This is a genomic window from Thiocapsa bogorovii (genome assembly GCF_021228795.1).
Taxonomy (GTDB): domain Bacteria; phylum Pseudomonadota; class Gammaproteobacteria; order Chromatiales; family Chromatiaceae; genus Thiocapsa; species Thiocapsa bogorovii.
In genome coordinates this window covers 2,712,391-2,730,395 of the sequence record NZ_CP089309.1, presented here as the reverse complement: position 1 = coordinate 2,730,395, position 18,005 = coordinate 2,712,391, and the positions used below count along the sequence as shown (strand labels likewise).

Below are 18,005 nucleotides of genomic sequence, written 5' to 3'. Positions count from 1 at the left end.
GCCGGCACCGTCAGTCTTCGACCTGCTGGATGCCGGCGATAAGCCAGTCGCCCTCGGCGCTGTCCCAGCGATGCTGGACATGCCAGATCTCGCTGAAGGCATCGGCGGTGCCCTTCTCATCCTCGCGGACGAGGCCGGAGAAGAGCACGCTCGCCACCACCAGATCCCCTTCGCGGCGGACACCGACGAGCTCGGCGTTCAGACGCACGACCTCGGTGGATTGGCTTCCTTCCGTCTTGAGGCGCTCGCGCTGCAGATCGGCGAAGAGCTCAGGTGTCATGTATTCGCGGATGCCGTCGAAGTCGGCTTGGTCCCAAGCCGCCTGAAGATTGATGAAGTGCGACTTCGCGCCTTCCAGGAAGCCGGCGCCGTCGAACCAGCTCGGTGACTGGTTGTCACCGGCCACCGGTCCGCCCTGTGCGCCCATGCCCGGATGCAGGATGCCGCTGTCCGCCTGTCCGCGGCGTTCGTAGGCCGGAGCGGATCCGGCATGCTGGAATCCGCCGCCCACACCGGCCGCGGCCATCGCCGGTCTGGCCTGATTACGCTTCCACATCCGGAACAGCATGAAGCCCCCGACCGCAAGCAGCGCGATCAGCAGGAAATCCATGATCTGGAAACCCTCGAAGCCGTCGCCGAAGAACATGGAGGCCAGGAGGCCTCCGGCTGCAAGACCGGCTAAGGGCCCGAGCCAACGGCTGGCACCGCTCGCCGGGCGTTGGCCGGCAGCGGCTTGTGCCGCATTGGGCTGGGCCGGACGTTGCGCCGTTGCGGCCGGCTTGGCCTGGCGTTGCATGCTGCTCGACTGCTTGCCGAGGTTCATGCCGCCGCCGAGGCGTTTGGCCTCGACATCGGCAGGAACGGATAAGACGGCGACCGCAATCATAGCGGCGGCCGCGGTCATGAGTGTTCTGAATCTCATGCGAGTCGGGACTCCTCGGTAGTTGAATTGACGTGGTGAATGTCGGTATTGGACATTAACGCTGTAGGATCCGGGCTACAGTGCAAAAAAACAATTCGGAGCCGGGCACTGCAACCGCCGAATTCACCGAACCTCGGCGTGGCCGGCGCCGCGCGGATCGCTCGCGGCCGTCACCTGACCGTTCGCGCGGTCCCAAAGGATCGCTTGCATGTCTCCGATGGGCCGGATCAGCAACTCGAGACGATGCCCCATTGCGGTGAGATCGCGCTGTTCCGTCGGGCTCAGTGCGCCGGACTCGAACTCGAGGCGATCCGGAAGATACTGATGGTGGATACGGGGTCGAGCGATCCAATCCTCGAGCGGGACCCCGTCGAGGGCTCCCAAGATGCCCTGCAGCACCATGGTGATGATACGGCTGCCGCCGGGTGTGCCCAGGATGGCGACCGTCTCGGGCGACTCCAGGAACGTCGGCGACATGCTCGAGAGCATGCGCTTGCCGGGGGCGATGGCGTTGGCCTCGCCGCCGACCAAGCCATAGGCGTTCGCGACGCCCGGCTGTGCCGAAAAGTCGTCCATTTCATCGTTCAGCAAGACACCGGTCCCCGGCGGGACGAATCCGGAACCGAAGGGGTAATTGATGCTGAGTGTCGCTGCAACGCGGTTGCCTTCGCGGTCGAGGATCGAGAAATGGGTGGTGTCGCGACCCTCGGAGGAGGCCGCATCGGTTCCGGTGGTCGTACTCGGTGTCGCGCGGGTCGGATCGAAATCGCGAATCAACCCGGCCGCATAGTAGGGATGCGTCAGGCGCTCGATCGGCATCTCCACCTGATCGGGATCGCCGAGATAGCGGGCGCGATCGCGATAGGCCCGGCGCATCGACTCGGTGAGCGCGTGGATCCGCGCGGTGTCCGAATCCGGTTGCGGCTCGATGGCGGAGAGCATGTTGAGAATTTGGACCAAAAGAACGCCCCCGGACGAGGGCGGCGCAGCGCTGACGAGGCGCCAGCCGCGGAAGCTCGCGACGATCGGCTCGCGTTCTACGGTACGGTACTCGGTGAGGTCCTCGAGCGTCCAGATCCCGCCCGCGGCCCGCACGCCGGCGACCATGCGTTCCGCGGTTTCGCCCGCGTAGAAGCCCGCATGCCCGTCGCTCGCGAGGCGCTCCAGGGTCCCGGCGAGATCGGGCTGACGCAGACGATATCCGCGGGGCGGAACCTCGTCGTCGAGGAGAAACTGAGCGGCGGCTGCCGGCGAGGCTCGCAGTGCGGACAGACGCCATGCGGCCACCCGTCGATAACCGTCACCGATCTCGAAACCGTCGCGTGCGAGACCGATCGCCGGAGCGAGTGTCTGCGCCAACGGCACGCGCCCGTAGCGCTCGGCAAGTTGCACGATTGCGGCCGGTGTCCCCGGAATACCGGCCGACAGGGGGCCATTGAGTGCCGACTCGGGGACGAATTGCCCGGCGTCGTCGAGAAAGAGATCGCGATGGGCCGCCAGCGGTGCTCGCTCGCGTCCGTCGAGCATGGTCTCGTGGCAGTCTTCCGCGCGATGGAGCAACCAGAAGCCGCCGCCGCCGATCCCGGATCCGTAGGGTTCGACCACGGCCAAGGCCGCAGTGACCGCGACGGCGGCATCGAACGCGTTGCCTCCGGCATCGAGGATCTTCAGGCCGGCTTCGGTCGCCAAGGGGTGCGCGGAGGCGATCGCGGCCTGAGCCGGACGGACCTGCGGCCCGTCACAGGCGGCCCGCACCCCCGCGGATGCGAGCAGGAGCGCCGCGATCCAAGCCGCGCCGCACCACAGCGCCAGACTGCGGCCCGCGGCCCTTCGGCCGATCTCAGCTCTCGCCGGTGATGTGCTCATATTTGGCCCGAAGCTCCTCCTCGGTCTCTTCGTGATCCGGATCCTTGATGATGCAGTCGACCGGGCAGACCTCGACACATTGCGAGGTCTCGTAGTGGCCGACACACTCGGTGCAGAGCGAGGGTTCGATCACGTAGATCTCGTCGCCTTGCGAGATGGCGCCGTTCGGGCACTCGGGCTCGCAGACATCGCAGTTGATGCACTCGTCGGTAATAATCAGGGCCATGACATCACTCCTGGTCGAGGGGGTTAGGGTAGCTGAACCCAAAGGGCTGTATGGGGATGCGCGGATCTTATCCAAACCGCTCGTTCAGTGCAGCCTGTACCGCAGGCGCCACAAAGGTCGAGACATCGCCGCCGAGCCTTGCGATCTCGCGCACCAGCGAGGAGGAGATGTATGAATAGGTCTCGGCCGGCGTCAGAAACACGGTCTCGATGTCCGGCGCCATGCGTCGGTTCATGCCGGCCAACTGGAACTCGTACTCGAAATCCGAAACCGCGCGCAAACCACGCATGATGACACTGACGCCGAGGCGTCGGGTAAATTCCACGAGGAGTCCCTGAAAGGGCACGACCTCGACATTCCCCCGCGGCCCGAGAGCCTCTCGGACCAAGGCCACTCGCTCGTCGGTCGAGAACAGCGGCGCCTTCCCGGTATCCACCGCGACGGCCACGATCACGCGGTCGAACAAACGCGCGGCACGCAGGATCAGATCGGTGTGACCGTTGGTGACGGGATCGAATGTCCCCGGATAGACCACGCGTCGCAAACCCGTTTCCTCCTCGGATCAAGCACCGGACCCCCGGGCCGTCGGCGGCCCGCACCATACCACAGCGGAGGCTCGGGTAGGAGTCAGGCGGTTTCGGCATCCGAGCCGACGATCACGAGCACGTAACGCACCTGCCCGGCCGTGTTGTCCCGCACGAGATCCCAGCCCGCCGGCAGATCCGGAAACCCGCTGCGCGCCGGGGCCTCCAGGTAGACGCGACTGCCCGCTTTGAGCCAGCCCCGATGGGCCAAACGTTCGATTGCGGGCGCCCAGAGTGCATCTGCGAAGGGCGGATCGAGGAAGACGATATCGAACGCTTGGCCCGAGCCCTCGAGCCAGCGAATCGCATTGCCGTGCAGGATGCGCGTCTCTTCCGCCCCGAGCCGACGGGCGTTGGTTTGAAGCTGGCGCACGACGGCGCCGGACTGCTCGATCAAAATAACCTCGCCGGCCCCGCGCGAGACAGCCTCGAATCCCAGCGCGCCGCTGCCGGCAAAGGCGTCGAGACAGCGCGCACCCGGAATCACGGGTGCCAGCCAGTTGAACAGGGTCTCGCGCACGCGATCCGAGGTCGGTCGCAGCCCGCTCTCGTTCGGGATCGGCAGGCGGCGGCCGCGGTAGCGACCGCCGACGATCCGCAGCTCCCCTCTAGCCCTCGCCACCGAGCCCCGCGGTCTGCTCGGTACCGCCCCCGACCACCACGATCGCCAGTTCATCCGGATGGACGCGACGCGAAAAGGCGTCCTTGATCTGCTCGGCGGTCACTGACTCGATGCGGTCGGTGAAGCGGTCGAGATAGTCCAGCGGCAGGTCGTAGAAGCCGATCACGGCAAGATACCCGACGATGTCCGAGTTGCTTGCGATGCGCAGCGGGAAGCCGCCGGTGATGTTCTTCTTCGCCGCGGTCAGCTCCGCCTCGCTCGGACCCGCCTCGATGAAGCGGCGCAGGGTGTCGAGCATGACCTCGCGAGCCTGGTCGACCTGATCGTTCTTGGTCTGCAAGCCCATCAGGAAGGGGCCGGGCTGCGCCAAGGGCAGGAAGTAGCTGTAAGTGCTGTAGGAGAGCCCGCGCTTCTCGCGGATCTCTTCCATCAGCAGGGAGACCAGGCCACTGCCTCCGAGGATGTGGTTGCCCACGTAGAGGGTGAAGTAGTCCGGGTCGCCGCGACGCATGCCGGGCTGGCCGGCCACCACGGTGGTTTGACTGGACGGGAAATCGATCTGCTCCGTCACCGCGGTAGCCAGATCGGCCACGTCCGGCAACGGCTCCATGCGCTCGCCCTTCGGAAGGCCAGCGGTGATGCGGTTGGCAAGCTCCTCGGCTTGCGGGCGGTCCAGCGCGCCGACGATGGCGACCACCGCATTGGCCGCCGTGTAATGACGCCGATGGAACTCGATCAGATCATCGCGCGTGATCGCCGTGACCGATTCGGTCGTGCCGGACGGGTCCGCCGCGTAAGGATGACTGCCGAAGATCTTGCGATAGAGTGCCTTTTGCCCGACGGTGCGCGGCGACTCTTCGTCCTGGCGTAGCGCGATGAGCCGATTGCGGCGCTCTCGTTCTAGATCTTCATCCGCAAAGGTCGGTGCACTCACCAGGGTCGCCAGCGTTTCCACGGCCGTGTTCATCGCAGGCTGACGGGTCAGGGTGCGCAGCGACACCGAGGTCTTATCCCGGTCAGCACTGGCGCCGAGCTTGGCGCCGACATCCTCGATCCGTGCGGCGATGGCGTCGGCGTTCCAATCACCCGCGCCCTGCGTCAGCATCTCGGCCGTCATGGACGCCAGGCCCGAGCGTTCGCCGTCGCGTGCGCTCCCGGCATCGAAGATCAAACTCACGTCGACCATCGGCAGCTCGGGCGAGGCGACGAAGAGCACGCGCGCGCCGCTTGCGGTCTGCCACGTCTGGATCTCGGGGGCGGCCTGAAGTGGCCCGGCGGCAACCATAACGACGCCGAGCAGCAGCGCGTTCGACCAGACGGGGAATCGTCGAGGATCAGTGCACATTGGTCTGCATCTCCAGCGCGACCGGTGCGCGCGCGGTTTGGTTGTCGCTCATCGGTTGCGGATCCAGCACGCCGACGGTGAGCTTCTCGGGGACCAGGTACTTTTTTGCGACGGCGCGGACCTGCTCGGGCGTGACCGCCGCGAGTCGGTCGACGTAGGTATCGGCGAGCTCCCAACCCAGGCCGACCGTCTCCAGCTGACCCAGGATCATGGCCTGGTAGAAGAGAGAATCGCGCTCGTAGACCTTATCCGCGATCAGCTGGTTGCGCACGCGCTCCATCTCGCGCTCGTCGACGAGCTCGGTTCGGACGCGCTCGATCTGCGCGAGCAGCGCCGCTTCGACCTGCTCGATGCTTTGGCCCTTGGCCGGCACGCCGCTCAGCATGAACATGCCCGGCAAACGACCGAAGGCGCTGTAGCTCGCGCTTGCCGAGGACGCGACCTGGCTGCCGCGGACCAGCTCGCGCTCCAGCCGGGTGCTGCTCCCGCCGTCCAGGACCGAGGTCAAGACCTCGAAGGCATAAGGCTCCCATGCCTCCTCGGCATCGATCAGGGCCGGTGCCTTGTAGCCCATCAGGAGGTAGGGCTCTTGCGCGGGCGCCTTCACGACCATGCGTTTCATCCCCAGCTGCTCGGGCTCCGCCTGCAGTTTGGGTGGGCTGATGCGCTCGGGCTCGAGCGGACCGAAGTGTTTCTCGGCCAATCGAAAGACCTCTTCGGGGTCGACGTCGCCCGCGACGACCAGGGTTGCATTGTTCGGGGCGTACCAGAGGCGGTACCAGTCGCGTAGGTCTTCGACATTCGCCTGCTCCAAATCGCCGGCCCAGCCGATGACCGGGTTACGGTAAGGGGAGGCGACGTAGGCGACGGCATTGAATCGCTCGAAGGCGAGCGACTGGGGGTCGTCGTCGGTACGGGTGCGCCGCTCCTCCTTGACGACCTCCAACTCCTTGGCGAACTCCTCTGCATCCAGGGCGAGATTGCGCATGCGCTCGGCCTCGAGCTCGAACGCGATCTCCAGCCGGTCGTTCGCGAGCGACTGGAAATAGGCGGTGTAGTCGCGCCCGGTGAAGGCGTTCTCTTCGCCGCCGTTGGCCGCGATGATGCGCGAGAACTCACCCGGGGCCAGCCGCTCGGTGCCCTTGAACATCATGTGCTCGAGCAGGTGGGAGACGCCGGTGATCCCACCGTACTCGTAGCTGGATCCAACCTTGTACCAAACCTGCGAGATCAGGATCGGTGCGCGTCGGTCCGGTTTGACAAGGACCTTGAGGCCATTGTCGAGTGTCCGTTCATAGACGGTTTGGGTCGCCGCCGGCGCAAGCGCCGGCAGACACAGGAGTAGGCTGAAAACGATTTTGTACATGGAGACTCCGGTCGGATGGAATCGGTAGGCGGAACGGCCCCGCTGCGGGGAATGTTGGGGCAGAGCCCGGTCTTGGTAGTTCCCGGAGATGACGGTTTGTTAAGACCGGGATCGATTCGCTCCGGATGAGCCTTGGGCGATCTGATCGCGGTGATCTGATAGCATTGCGACCACATGGACGGAGCGGCCTTTTCTGCTGACGTGTCGCAGTACCCGTCGCGTCCTCGGCGCGTCGCCCGCCCCTCGCCGTTTCTCTCCCTTCAGGCATGTTGTTTATGTTCGGTTTCGGAAAAAAGCACAGGAAAGCCGCGTTGCCGGAGCCGGATCAGTCGGCTGCGGCCGAGCCGCCGATCGGTCCCGGCGGACCGGGTGGATCTGGGCCGTCGGACTGGGCGGCCGAGACTGCGTCGGCGGACACCGCGCGCGTCGCGGATCGGGTATCGCCGGCATCGACCGGCGTTTCGCGGTCCGTGCCGACCGCGGAGCCGGCCCGTTCCGAGTCGGCCCAATTCGAGCCGCGTCCGAAGCGGGGCGGGTGGTTTCGATCCAAGCGCCGGGCGGACGAGGCGGATGGGCCAAGCGCGGATGGGCTGCCCGCCGTCGAGACGCGCGCCCCAGACCCTGTTGCCGCTCCCGCCCCGGCTTCCGCTCAACCGTCGCCGACTCAAGATGCGCCGACGGACAAGAGGTCCGGCGTCTTCTCGCGACTGCGCGAACGCCTGACGCGGACCCGCGAAACGCTCGGCGACGGTCTCGGGACACTCTTCATCGGTCGCAAGCGTATCGACGACGACCTCATGGAGGAACTGGAGACCCTTCTGCTGACGGCGGATGTCGGCGTGGCTACGACCACCCGCATCATGGAGGATCTGGCGAGCCGCGTGAAGCGCAAATCACTCGCCGATCCCCAAGCACTCCTCCAAGCGCTCAAGGGCGAGCTGCGCGCCGTTCTGCAGGCGGCCGACGCCCCGGTCCGTCAACCCGCACCCGGTCGCCCCCAGGTCATCTTGATGGTCGGCGTCAACGGTGCGGGCAAGACCACCACGATCGGCAAGCTCGCCAAACGGCTCCAGGAGGAGGGCAACAGCGTCATCCTGGCCGCCGGCGACACCTTCCGCGCGGCGGCGGTCGAGCAGCTCCAGACCTGGGGCGAGCGCAACCGAGTGAGCGTGGTCGCACAGCAGACCGGGGCGGATTCGGCATCCGTGATCTTCGATGCCTTGCAGGCGGCTACGGCGCGCGGGGCCGACGTGCTGATCGCCGATACGGCCGGGCGGCTGCACACAAAATCCAACCTGATGGAGGAATTGGCCAAGGTGGCGCGGGTCATGAAGAAGATCGACCCCGAGGCGCCCCACGAGGTGATGCTGGTCGTGGATGCCACGACCGGTCAAAATGCGCTCAGCCAGGCGATCCATTTCCATCAGGCGATCGGTCTGACGGGGATTACACTGACCAAGCTCGACGGCACCGCAAAGGGCGGGATCCTCTTCGCGATTGCGGATCGTCTCAAGGTGCCCATCCGTTTCATCGGCGTCGGCGAGACCATCGACGACTTACGCCCTTTCGATGCCGACGAATTCCTCGATGCCTTGCTGAGCTGAGGGGCGGGGCCGTGATCTCCTTCGAGCACGTCTTCAAACGCTATCCGGAGCGCGGCGAGGCCCTGAGCGACCTCAGCTTCGAGATGGAGGCCGGCGAGATGGCCTTCCTCACAGGACACTCGGGCGCCGGCAAGAGCACCCTGCTGCGACTGATCGGCCTGCTCGAGCGACCGACCCGCGGCCAAGTCATCGTCAACGGGCGCAATCTCGCGGCCTTGCCGAGACGCAAGATCCCGTATCACCGTCGCGAGGTCGGCATGATCTTCCAGGATCATCGATTGCTTCCCGACCGAAGCGTTTTCGACAATGTTGCCCTGCCGTTGGTCGTCGCCGGCCTCGGGCAGCGCGAAATCGGTCGGCGTGTCCGCGCCGCGCTCGATCAGGTGGGCCTGCTCTCGCGCGAGCGGGCCACCCCGGTCGCACTCTCGGGCGGGGAGCAACAACGCGTCGGCATCGCGCGTGCCGTGGTCGGACGCCCGCCGCTGGTGCTTGCCGACGAGCCGACCGGAAACCTGGATCCCGATCTCTCGCGCGAGATCTTCGGCCTCTTCGAGCGTTTTCATCAGGTCGGCGTGACCCTCTTGATCGCCACGCACGACCTGGGTCTTGTCATGTCCATGCCCTATCGAACCCTGACCCTCGCCGACGGGCGACTGGCCAACGACTCGGGGACCTGGTGATCATGGCCAAGCCGAAGCTCAAGCCCAAGCGCGGGACGGCCAAGCGCAAGCCACACCGCCGCAGCGGTCCGCGTCTGCTGGACATGCCCGGCCTGTGGGCCAATCGACATCTCCAGAGCGCCGTCGCGACCTTGGGGCGTCTCATGCGCACCCCGCTCCCGACCGGGATGACGGTCGCGGTGATCGGGATCTCGCTGGCCCTGCCCGCCGCGCTCTTTGTCGTAACCGAGAACCTGCGCACCATGGCGGGCGGTTGGGATCAGGCGGCGGCCATCTCGCTGTTTCTGAAGCAAGACGTCGACGATGCGGCGGCGGCACGGCTCGCCGAGCAGTTGCGTGCCCGACCCGAGCTGACGCAGGTCCACCTGATCAGCCGCGAGCAGGCACTCAACGAGTTCCGCGCGCTCGGCGGTTTCGAGGATGCCTTGTCGCAGCTCAAGAGCAATCCGTTGCCGGCGGTTCTCGCGATCTACCCGCAGGCGGCCTCCTCGGCGCCCGAGCGTCTGCAGGCCCTGCACGACGAGCTCATGACCTTGCCGGAGGCCGACTTTGCCCGAATGGATACGCTCTGGCTGCAACGCTTTCAGGCGATCCTCGACCTGGCCCAGCGCGTGGTTCTCCTGCTCGGCGGACTGCTCGGTGTCGGTGTGCTGCTGATCGTCGGCAACACCATCCGGCTCGAGATCCTGAACCGGCGCATCGAGATCGAGATCATGGAGCTGGTCGGCGCGACAGGTGGTTTCATCCGCCGGCCCTTCCTCTATGCCGGGGCCTGGTACGGGCTGCTCGGGGGGCTCACCGCCTGGTTCCTCGTCACCATCGCCGTGATTCTGCTGCAGCAGCCTGTCTCGCGTCTGGCGACCCTTTATCGCAGCGAGTTTCCGCTGACCGGTCTCGGCCCGTTGGCGATGCTGGTGATCTTCTCCGGGAGTGTGCTCTTCAGCCTGATCGGCAGCTGGATCGCCGTGAACCGTCATCTGCGCGGCGCGGAGCCGGGCTAAACCGCGTCTGGAGCGGCACGCGCCGTTGTTGGGTTGGATCGGCCTCGGCCGGAACCTTAGGCGTCGCGCCTGACGCGCTCTTCGACAATGTATTTATTTATATTTTAAACCGCGCCGCCTCCAACGGCCGTACAGCCTGCCGGGGCCGGTCCCATCCGAAACCTCGCATACGGCGCTGGGCGCGGTTTAGATCCGACTCAAACCCCGAATCCAATCAGGACTCCTTTCACCGATGTCGACCCCGACCGCTCGACCGCGCGTCAACTTGCCGCGTCTCACCCTCGTGCAGCGTCTCGGGTTGGTCCTGGGCTCGGTTGCATTTCTCATCCCGCTTTTGATCGAGATCCCCGGCCTGGAGCCGGCCGGGCGCCGGATGCTGGCGATCTTTCTGCTGGCGATCCTCTTCTGGGTTTCGGAGGCGATCCCGCTGTACGCCACGGCGGTGCTGGTGATCCTGCTTCAGGTCCTGATGCTCTCGGATCAGGCGCTGGTCGGGGTCGCCGGTACCTTGCCGCCCGCGGCGAGCTATTTCGCAGCCCTGGCGAATCCCGTCATCATCCTCTTTCTCGGCGGCTTCCTGATCGCGGACGGTGCCCGCAAGTTCGGACTGGACCGCAGTCTCGCGGCGATGATGCTGCGACCTTTCGCCGGCAACGCCAGACTCTCGCTGCTCGGGCTCATGATGATCACGGCGCTGCTGTCGATGTTCGTCTCCAACACCGCGACCACGGCCACGATGTTTGCGGTCGTCATTCCGATCCTGGCCGCACTTCCGAGAGGCCGCGCGCGCAGCGGCGTGGCCTTGGCCATTCCCGTTGCTGCGAACGTCGGCGGGATCGGCACGCCGGTCGGTTCACCGCCCAATGCCATCGCGCTGGGTGCGCTCGAGGCGTCGGGTCAGGGTATCTCGTTCATTGGCTGGATGCTCTTGGCCGTGCCGCTGATGGTGGTCGTACTGCTGTTCGCCTGGTGGTTTCTGACGCGCCGCTACATCGCCGCCGATATTCCGCTGGCGCTCGAGCTCTCGGCCGACTTCGACCGCTCGCCGGCCGCGGTGATCTTCTACGTTATCGCCGGTGCCACCGTTCTGCTCTGGTTGACAGAGCCTTTTCACGGCATCGCCTCCTCGACGGTCGGCTTCCTCCCGGTTGTCGCGTTGCTCGCGACGCAGGTCATGGGCGCGGACGACATCAAGCGCCTGCAATGGCCGGTGCTCTGGTTGGTCGCCGGCGGAATCGCTCTGGGGGCCGGTATCGGTGCGAGCGGGCTGGATATTTGGCTGATCGGATTGGTTGCCTGGGAGGCCCTTCCGTTGTCGCTCTTGCTCCTCCTCTTGGTGGGTGTCTCGGTGGGCCTCTCGACCGTGATCTCGCATTCCGCGGCGGCGAACCTGCTGGTGCCTTTGACCCTGAGCCTGGCGATCGGGCTGCCGATCGATCCGACCGCGGTGGGCGTGATGGTGGCGCTCGCCTGCGCACTCGGTATGGCGCTGCCGATCTCCACGCCGCCGAACGCGATCGCCTACGCGACCGGCGAGGTGCCGACCTCCGAGATGATCGTGAGCGGAGTCGTGATCGGCGGCTTCGGGGCGCTCTTGCTGGCGCTCGTGATGCCGTCGGTTTGGAACGCGCTGGGTTTGCTATGACCGAGGTCTTCCATCGCGGTGGTCATGAGGGTACGGGTGCGGGCGATCCGCGCGCCCCGTTGTGTGTCTTGGTCGTAGCGCCCGAGCCCTTGGCCTCCTCGATCGCGGAGGAGGTGGCGCGCGGGTTGACCGACATCGCGGAGGTGGTCTGCGCGGACAATGTCGCGGCGGCCTGTGCGCAGTCGAGTGCACATCCGGACCGCGTCGTCCCGCTGGTGCTCATGACGGCCTCGCCCGCGTCGCCCGGCTCACCCGATTCAATCGACACGCGCATCGCGACGCTGGACGCCCGGCCGGTCCTGCGCCGAGCGCGCGTCCTGCTCCTCACCGACCGAGCGTTCCACGATGACCTATCCCTGTCGGTCGACCGCCACCGACTGCATGCCGTAATCAGGATCCCGTGCTCGCCCGGCGTCCTTGCCTGGCACGCGCGTGCCCAAGCTGTTCGCTGGCTGAGTGCGCATCGACGGACCGATCCGCGGACCCGCGCCCTTGTGGCAACCGACGGTCGGCCGGTCGCGCAGCCCGAGAGCGATCTGCTGCGTCTGCTCGAGCTCGAGACGCAAGAGGTCGCGACGCAACTGCTCGCCGGGATCGAGCGTGTCCTGGGTCCGCGACCGCGTCTGCTGCTCCCGCCCGGGACGCACCTGATCCACGAGGGCGTCGATGTCGATGCCGTGTTGGTCGTGCTGCGGGGCCGGGTCGCGCTCGACCATGCCTCGGCCGCGGGCGACCTGCGGCTGCACCACGATTCCACCGGATCGGTTGTCGGCCTGCTGTCGCTGGCCCAGCAGCAGCGCGCCTTCTTCACCGCGCGTGCGACGACCGAGGTCGAGGTCGTGCATCTTTCATTCGAGCAGCTCGATCGCGCGCTGGCCGTCGACGCCTCGCTCGGCGCGGCAATGGCGGCGGTCTCCATCCGCGCCCTGGCCAAGCGGCTGCGTCGCGCCGACCAGCTCCAGGTCGAGAAGACCCAGCTCAACCAGGTCCTGGAAGGCGAACGTCGGCAGCTCTCCGATGCGCTGCATCAGCTCGAGCAGGCGCGCCTGGATCTGGTCGAGCAGGCGCGTTATGCCACGCTCGGCGAGATGGCGGCCGGGATTGCCCATGAGCTCAACAATCCGGTCGCGGCTATGCTGCGCGCGACCACCTATGTCGGCGAGGATCTGGAGCGCGTGCTGGCGAGCCATCCGCAGGGCCGGCTGGCCAGCGAGATCTTCACGGCCGAGCGCGACCGCGCCCCGCGGACCACGCGTGAAGAGCGCGCGGCGCGTCGACGACTCGAAGCGGTCCTCGGCGATGTCGCTCTCGCCCAACGGTTATTCGATGCCGGGATCGAGGATCCCGACCGGGCGAGCGCGCTCGCCGCCGATCCGCCGAGCCTGGATCTGGCCGAGGCGGTCGCCGGAATCGGCTCTGCGGTGCGCAACCTCGAGGTCGCCTCGCGAAGGATGTGCGAGCTGGTGACGAGCCTTCGCGCCTACGCCCGGCCCAAGGGCGAGCCGGTCTCCGGGGTCGATCTGCATGCGGGTCTCGAAGACACGCTGCGTCTCATGGCGTACCGCCTGCGCGATGTCGAGATCGAGCGTCGCTATGGCGATTTGCCTCCGCTGCGTTGCCACCCCGGCGAGCTTGAGCAGCTTTGGACCAACCTCCTGGTCAATGCGCGCGACGCACTCGGAGACGGCTCCAAAGATCATGGGCGCATTACGTTGATCACGGATGCACCCGACGCGACGCGTGTGCGTGTGCAGATACTGGACAAAGGGCGCGGGATCGATCCGGAAATCCTGCCGCGTGTCTTCGAGCCGCGCTTTACCACCAAGCAGGGTGCCGTGCGCTACGGGCTCGGGCTCGGGCTCGCCATCGCGCGGCGGATCGTGGATGCTCACGGCGGGTCGATCGAGTTGCGCTCACGCCCCGGCTGCACGCGAGTGACCGTGATGCTGCCGGTGGCCGGCCCGCCGGACGACGAGGACATCGAGACATGAAACTAGCACTCTTGATTCTGGAGGATGAGCGCCCGGTCCGCGAGGCGCTCAGACGCGACCTTTCCACGTTTGCGCGTCATGTCCGCATCGAGGAGGCCGAGGACGTGCCGACCGCGCTGGAGGTGATCGAGGAGATCGACGCGGCCGGCGATCGGCTCGCACTCGTGATGGCCGACCATCGTTTACCCGGAACCACCGGTGTCGATTTTCTGATCGGCCTCGCAGCCGACGCTCGGGCCGTCGCCACACGCAAGGTCCTGGTGACGGGCCAGGCCGATCAAGACGACACCATCCGCGCCATCAACGAGGCCGGTCTCGATCGCTACGTCGCCAAGCCCTGGCAGGCGGATGCCTTGCGCAACCTCGTCCGGGACCAACTCACCGAATTCGTCCTCGCTGCGGGTGTGGATCCCTTGCCGCACCTCGCCGTCCTGGATACCGAGCGGGCACTCCCGATCGTGGGTGAGCGAGGGGACCTGTGAGCCGACCTCCAGCGGATGCGCCTCGGCATCCGGCCCTCCGGGGTCTTGAGGAGGTTTCGTCGACGCAAGATGCCGTCTACCGCTTGAACAGGTTCTCGAGATTAAATCCCATAAATGTTCAGGGTGAAAAGACTTCGCAAACGGCCTCTGAAGAATCTTTTTCGAATTTCAAACTATTGTTTTTAAGATGGATTATTCATCATCAGTGCGGGCGATGAACATCATCGGAACATACGATCTTGATTTTGACCGCATCTGTCTTGCCGAATCCACGATCCTCTCCTAGAGTCTGGTGAACTTTTGTCGCGGTGCACGCTCCAAAACCCCGCCGAAAGTGCTGGCAAAATCCCGAGCGTACTGCTAGGATATTTTCCAAGGTAACAAACTCAGGTATTGGATCATGGCCAAAGACTTCGCTCTCATGCCGACGGGTACCATCGACTCTTACATTAGCGGCGCCTACCAGATTCCGGTCCTGACCCCGGAAGAAGAAAAGTCGCTCGCCATCCAACTGCGCGACCATGGCGACATGGAAGCGGCGAAAAGGCTGGTCACGTCGCATCTTCGTTTCGTCATCCGAATCGCACGGGGTTATCTCGGCTACGGGTTGCCGCTCCCGGATCTGATCCAGGAAGGTACTGTAGGCTTGATGAAAGCGGTTCGTCGCTTCGAGCCCGACATGGGCGTGCGTCTCGTCTCCTTCGCCGTCCATTGGATTCGGGCGGAGATCCACGAGTACATCCTGCGGAACTGGCGGATCGTGAAGGTTGCGACGACCAAGGCCCAGCGAAAGCTGTTCTTCAACCTGCGCAGTGCGAAGAAGCGCCTGGGCTGGTTTACGAAGGCGGAGGTCGAGGCAGTTGCGGCCGATCTGGGCGTGAAGCCCGAGACCGTCCTGCAGATGGAATCGCGTTTGGCCAATCAGGATCTGTCGTTCGACGGCCTGGAAGACGACGACGACGATTCGCCCTCCGCGCCCTCGACCTACTTGCCGGATCTGCGGATGGAGCCCGGCAAGATCCTCGAGCGCCAAGACACCGAGCGTGATCAGCACGATCGGCTCTATGCGGCTCTCAAGGGGCTCGACGAGCGCAGCAAGACGATCCTGCGCGAGCGCTGGCTCTCCGAGAAAAAGCAGACCCTGCATGAGCTCGCCGAGCAGTTTGGCGTGTCGGCAGAGCGCATTCGCCAGATCGAGAAGAATGCGATGAAGAAGCTGAGGCTCCAGCTCGAGGTGTAACGCGGTGGGGACGCGGCGGGAGGCGACCGGCGCCTCTCGAATCCGCTCTCGCCGTGGTCACCGGGACTCCCTTACCGGCTTCCTCGTTCCCCGCACACCGAAACCAAGACGGCGGTGACCTCAACGGTAACCGCCGTCTTTTTTGTTTGGCCCTTCCGATGATGACTGCACCCGACATCTTCTCCCACCGCAAGCATTGGGCCCACAAGCTGGGGACCGCCCCGGAGCTGCCCATGTCGCGCGCCGAGATGGATCTGCTCGGTTGGGACAGCTGCGATATCGTGATCCTGACCGGGGATGCCTACGTCGATCACCCCTCGTTCGGAATGGCGATCATCGGTCGACTGCTCGAGGCGCAGGGCTTTCGTGTCGGCATCATTGCCCAGCCGGACTGGACCTCGGTCGAGGATTTCCGACGCCTTGGACAGCCGAACCTGTTTTTCGGGATCACTGCCGGGAATATGGACTCGATGGTGAACCGCTACACCTCCGATCGGCGACTGCGCTCGGACGATGCCTATACGCCGGACGGTGCCGCGGGCCGCCGCCCCGACCGCTCGGTGACCGTCTATGCGCAGCGCGCGCGCGAGGCCTTCAAGGGCGTGCCCATCGTGATCGGGGGCATCGAGGCGAGCCTGCGGCGGATCGCCCACTATGATCATTGGTCCGAGCAGGTTCGCCGCTCCGTCCTAGTGGACGCCAAGGCCGATCTCCTGATCTACGGGAACGCCGAGCGTGCACTGGTTGAGCTGTCGCACCGACTGGCGCGCGGCGAGGCGATCGCGGAGATCCGCGATCTGCGCGGGACCGCCTTCATGACACGCGGCCGGCCGGAGGGGTGGGCGGAGATTGATTCGAGCGGGCTCGATCGACCGGGCCGTGTGGATCCGCATCCCGATCCGTACGCGGTCGCCCCGAAGGATGCCGACGCGACCGCATCAGCGGCGACCCCCGACGGGGCTCGGGTCATCCGGTTTCAGCCGCGTCCGCAACGCATGGATCGCACCCGCACGGTGGTGCGCCTGCCATCGTTCGCGCAGGTCCGCGCCGACCCGGTGCTCTACGCCCATGCCTCACGGGTCTTTCATCTGGAGACCAATCCGGGGAACGCCCGCGCGCTGGTGCAGGCCCACGGCGATCGCGATGTCTGGCTCAATCCGCCGCCGATCCCGCTGAGCACCGCCGAGCTTGATCGGGTCTACGAGCTGCCCTACAGCCGCCGCCCGCATTCGAGCTACGGGGACGCGCGGATCCCGGCTTGGGAGATGATCCGCTTTTCGGTCAACATCATGCGCGGCTGTTTCGGCGGCTGTACCTTCTGCTCGATCACGGAGCACGAGGGCCGCATCATCCAGAGTCGCTCGGAGGAGTCCATCCTGCGCGAACTCGAGGAGATCCGTGACCGCACCCCCGGCTTCACGGGCACCATCTCGGACCTCGGCGGACCCACCGCCAACATGTATCGACTCGCCTGCAAGGATCCGCGTATCGAGTCCTCCTGTCGGCGTCCGTCATGCGTCTACCCGGATGTCTGTCCGAATCTCAATACCGATCACGCCCCGCTGATCCGGCTTTATCGCCGTGCGCGTGCCATTCCCGGCATCAAGCGGGTGCTGATCGCCTCCGGGCTGCGCTACGACCTGGCGGTGCGCTCGCCGGAGTACATCCGCGAGCTGGCGACCCATCATGTCGGCGGCTATCTCAAGATCGCTCCCGAGCATACGGAGGCCGGACCGCTCAGCAAGATGATGAAACCCGGTATCGGGACCTATGATCGATTCAAGGAGCTGTTCGATCGCTATTCGCGCGAGGCCGGCAAGGAGCAGTATCTCATTCCCTATTTCATCGCCGCCCATCCGGGTACCAGCGACGAAGATATGCTGAATCTCGCGCTCTGGCTCAAGCTCAACGGGTTCCGCCCCGACCAGGTCCAAGGCTTCCTGCCCACCCCGATGGCGACCGCCTCGGCCATGTATTACTCGGGTCGCAATCCGTTGAAAAAGGTGACGCGTGATTCGGAGCGGGTCCCCGTGGTGCGTAAGCAGCGCCAGCGGCGTTTGCACAAGGCATTCCTGCGCTACCACGATCCGGAGAACTGGCCGCTGTTGCGCGAAGCCCTGAAGGAGATGGGCCGTTCCGAGCTCATCGGCAACGGCAAGCGTCACCTCGTACCGGCCTTCCAACCCGCCGGTACGGGCCTGTCTCCGGAAGGTCGCCGTCGCCCCGTTCGATCGGCCGTGCGAAATCGCCGCTAAACCGCGTCCAGAGCGACATGCGTCGTTTTCATTGTTCGTTTGGCTTCGGAGATATCCTGGATCCCGGTGATACGCGGTTCAGAATTTAAGATTTTTTAATACTTTAAACCGCGCCGGCTCCGAGAATTGTCGGAGCCGGCGCGGCCAAGCCAGTCCAACAAACGGCGCATACCGCA

Annotated in this window: 15 protein-coding genes; 8 read left to right on the top strand and 7 right to left on the bottom strand. The window is 65.6% G+C overall.

The genetic code is table 11. The features are described from left to right. Positions 1–10: 10 nt before the first annotated feature. The 7 genes from LT988_RS12335 to LT988_RS12305 all read right to left on the bottom strand — a co-directional run bounded on the left by LT988_RS12335 (position 11) and on the right by LT988_RS12305 (position 6,931). Positions 11–922 carry a Tim44 domain-containing protein gene (locus LT988_RS12335; protein WP_232410419.1) on the bottom strand — a complete coding sequence of 304 codons (912 nt, stop codon included), beginning with the start codon at positions 920–922 and terminating at the stop codon, positions 11–13. Between the two features lie 123 nt (positions 923–1,045). Further along, positions 1,046–2,788 (bottom strand): gamma-glutamyltransferase, encoded by a 1,743-nt coding sequence (ggt, locus tag LT988_RS12330; protein WP_232410418.1) that lies wholly within the window; start codon positions 2,786–2,788, stop codon positions 1,046–1,048. Continuing rightward, positions 2,763–3,014, bottom strand: coding sequence for a YfhL family 4Fe-4S dicluster ferredoxin (locus LT988_RS12325; RefSeq protein WP_213457160.1), 252 nt, complete (start codon positions 3,012–3,014; stop codon positions 2,763–2,765). The genes ggt and LT988_RS12325 overlap by 26 nt, the downstream gene beginning before the upstream one ends. A gap of 67 nt (positions 3,015–3,081) precedes the next feature. Then, positions 3,082–3,558, bottom strand: a complete 477-nt coding sequence (gene coaD, locus LT988_RS12320) for a pantetheine-phosphate adenylyltransferase (RefSeq protein WP_232410417.1) — start codon at positions 3,556–3,558, stop codon at positions 3,082–3,084. 83 nt (positions 3,559–3,641) lie between these two features. After that, positions 3,642–4,220, bottom strand: a complete 579-nt coding sequence (gene rsmD, locus LT988_RS12315) for a 16S rRNA (guanine(966)-N(2))-methyltransferase RsmD (RefSeq protein ID WP_232410416.1) — start codon at positions 4,218–4,220, stop codon at positions 3,642–3,644. Then, a complete protein-coding gene (locus LT988_RS12310) occupies positions 4,207–5,565 on the bottom strand; it encodes a M16 family metallopeptidase (protein ID WP_232410415.1) in 1,359 nt (452 codons plus the stop codon). The genes rsmD and LT988_RS12310 overlap by 14 nt, the downstream gene beginning before the upstream one ends. Beyond that, the gene (locus tag LT988_RS12305) at positions 5,555–6,931 is read right to left on the bottom strand and encodes a M16 family metallopeptidase (RefSeq protein ID WP_232410414.1); all 1,377 of its coding nucleotides are present in this window, start codon (positions 6,929–6,931) and stop codon (positions 5,555–5,557) included. Before LT988_RS12305 ends, LT988_RS12310 begins: the two co-directional genes overlap by 11 nt. Before the next feature lie 275 nt (positions 6,932–7,206). Here LT988_RS12305 and ftsY point away from each other — a divergent pair, with 275 nt between their 5' ends. From ftsY to LT988_RS12265, 8 genes are all read left to right on the top strand, one after another. Further along, positions 7,207–8,535 carry a signal recognition particle-docking protein FtsY gene (gene ftsY, locus LT988_RS12300; protein ID WP_232410413.1) on the top strand — a complete coding sequence of 443 codons (1,329 nt, stop codon included), beginning with the start codon at positions 7,207–7,209 and terminating at the stop codon, positions 8,533–8,535. 11 nt (positions 8,536–8,546) lie between these two features. Continuing rightward, the gene (ftsE, locus tag LT988_RS12295) at positions 8,547–9,215 is read left to right on the top strand and encodes a cell division ATP-binding protein FtsE (RefSeq protein ID WP_232410412.1); all 669 of its coding nucleotides are present in this window, start codon (positions 8,547–8,549) and stop codon (positions 9,213–9,215) included. Positions 9,216–9,217: 2 nt separating this feature from the next. Continuing rightward, complete coding sequence (gene ftsX / locus LT988_RS12290; protein ID WP_232410411.1) at positions 9,218–10,216, top strand: permease-like cell division protein FtsX; 999 nt, start codon at positions 9,218–9,220, stop codon at positions 10,214–10,216. A 232-nt stretch (positions 10,217–10,448) separates the two neighbouring features. Next, a complete protein-coding gene (locus tag LT988_RS12285; RefSeq protein ID WP_232410410.1) occupies positions 10,449–11,861 on the top strand; it encodes an SLC13 family permease in 1,413 nt (470 codons plus the stop codon). Next, positions 11,858–13,852: a sensor histidine kinase gene (locus LT988_RS12280; RefSeq protein ID WP_232410409.1), complete on the top strand. Its 1,995-nt coding sequence runs from the start codon at positions 11,858–11,860 to the stop codon at positions 13,850–13,852. The genes LT988_RS12285 and LT988_RS12280 overlap by 4 nt, the downstream gene beginning before the upstream one ends. Further along, entirely contained in the window at positions 13,849–14,334 is a 486-nt protein-coding gene (locus LT988_RS12275) for a response regulator (protein ID WP_232410408.1), read from the top strand. Before LT988_RS12280 ends, LT988_RS12275 begins: the two co-directional genes overlap by 4 nt. A 400-nt stretch (positions 14,335–14,734) precedes the next feature. Next, positions 14,735–15,574, top strand: a complete 840-nt coding sequence (gene rpoH / locus LT988_RS12270) for an RNA polymerase sigma factor RpoH (protein WP_232410407.1) — start codon at positions 14,735–14,737, stop codon at positions 15,572–15,574. 158 nt (positions 15,575–15,732) lie between these two features. Next, positions 15,733–17,829, top strand: a complete 2,097-nt coding sequence (locus LT988_RS12265; protein WP_232410406.1) for a YgiQ family radical SAM protein — start codon at positions 15,733–15,735, stop codon at positions 17,827–17,829. Positions 17,830–18,005 lie beyond the last annotated feature (176 nt).

Bases quoted from the DNA above. Each gene is read 5' to 3' on its own strand.
- LT988_RS12285 (WP_232410410.1), top strand. From the start codon at position 10,449: ATGTCGACCCCGACCGCTCGACCGCGCGTCAACTTGCCGCGTCTCACC.
- ftsY (WP_232410413.1), top strand. From the start codon at position 7,207: ATGTTCGGTTTCGGAAAAAAGCACAGGAAAGCCGCGTTGCCGGAGCCG.
- LT988_RS12325 (WP_213457160.1), bottom strand. From the start codon at position 3,014: ATGGCCCTGATTATTACCGACGAGTGCATCAACTGCGATGTCTGCGAG.
- rpoH (WP_232410407.1), top strand. From the start codon at position 14,735: ATGGCCAAAGACTTCGCTCTCATGCCGACGGGTACCATCGACTCTTAC.
- LT988_RS12265 (WP_232410406.1), top strand. From the start codon at position 15,733: ATGATGACTGCACCCGACATCTTCTCCCACCGCAAGCATTGGGCCCAC.
- ftsX (WP_232410411.1), top strand. From the start codon at position 9,218: ATGGCCAAGCCGAAGCTCAAGCCCAAGCGCGGGACGGCCAAGCGCAAG.
- LT988_RS12335 (WP_232410419.1), bottom strand. From the start codon at position 922: ATGAGATTCAGAACACTCATGACCGCGGCCGCCGCTATGATTGCGGTC.
- LT988_RS12280 (WP_232410409.1), top strand. From the start codon at position 11,858: ATGACCGAGGTCTTCCATCGCGGTGGTCATGAGGGTACGGGTGCGGGC.
- LT988_RS12305 (WP_232410414.1), bottom strand. From the start codon at position 6,931: ATGTACAAAATCGTTTTCAGCCTACTCCTGTGTCTGCCGGCGCTTGCG.
- LT988_RS12310 (WP_232410415.1), bottom strand. From the start codon at position 5,565: ATGTGCACTGATCCTCGACGATTCCCCGTCTGGTCGAACGCGCTGCTG.
- ggt (WP_232410418.1), bottom strand. From the start codon at position 2,788: ATGAGCACATCACCGGCGAGAGCTGAGATCGGCCGAAGGGCCGCGGGC.
- LT988_RS12275 (WP_232410408.1), top strand. From the start codon at position 13,849: ATGAAACTAGCACTCTTGATTCTGGAGGATGAGCGCCCGGTCCGCGAG.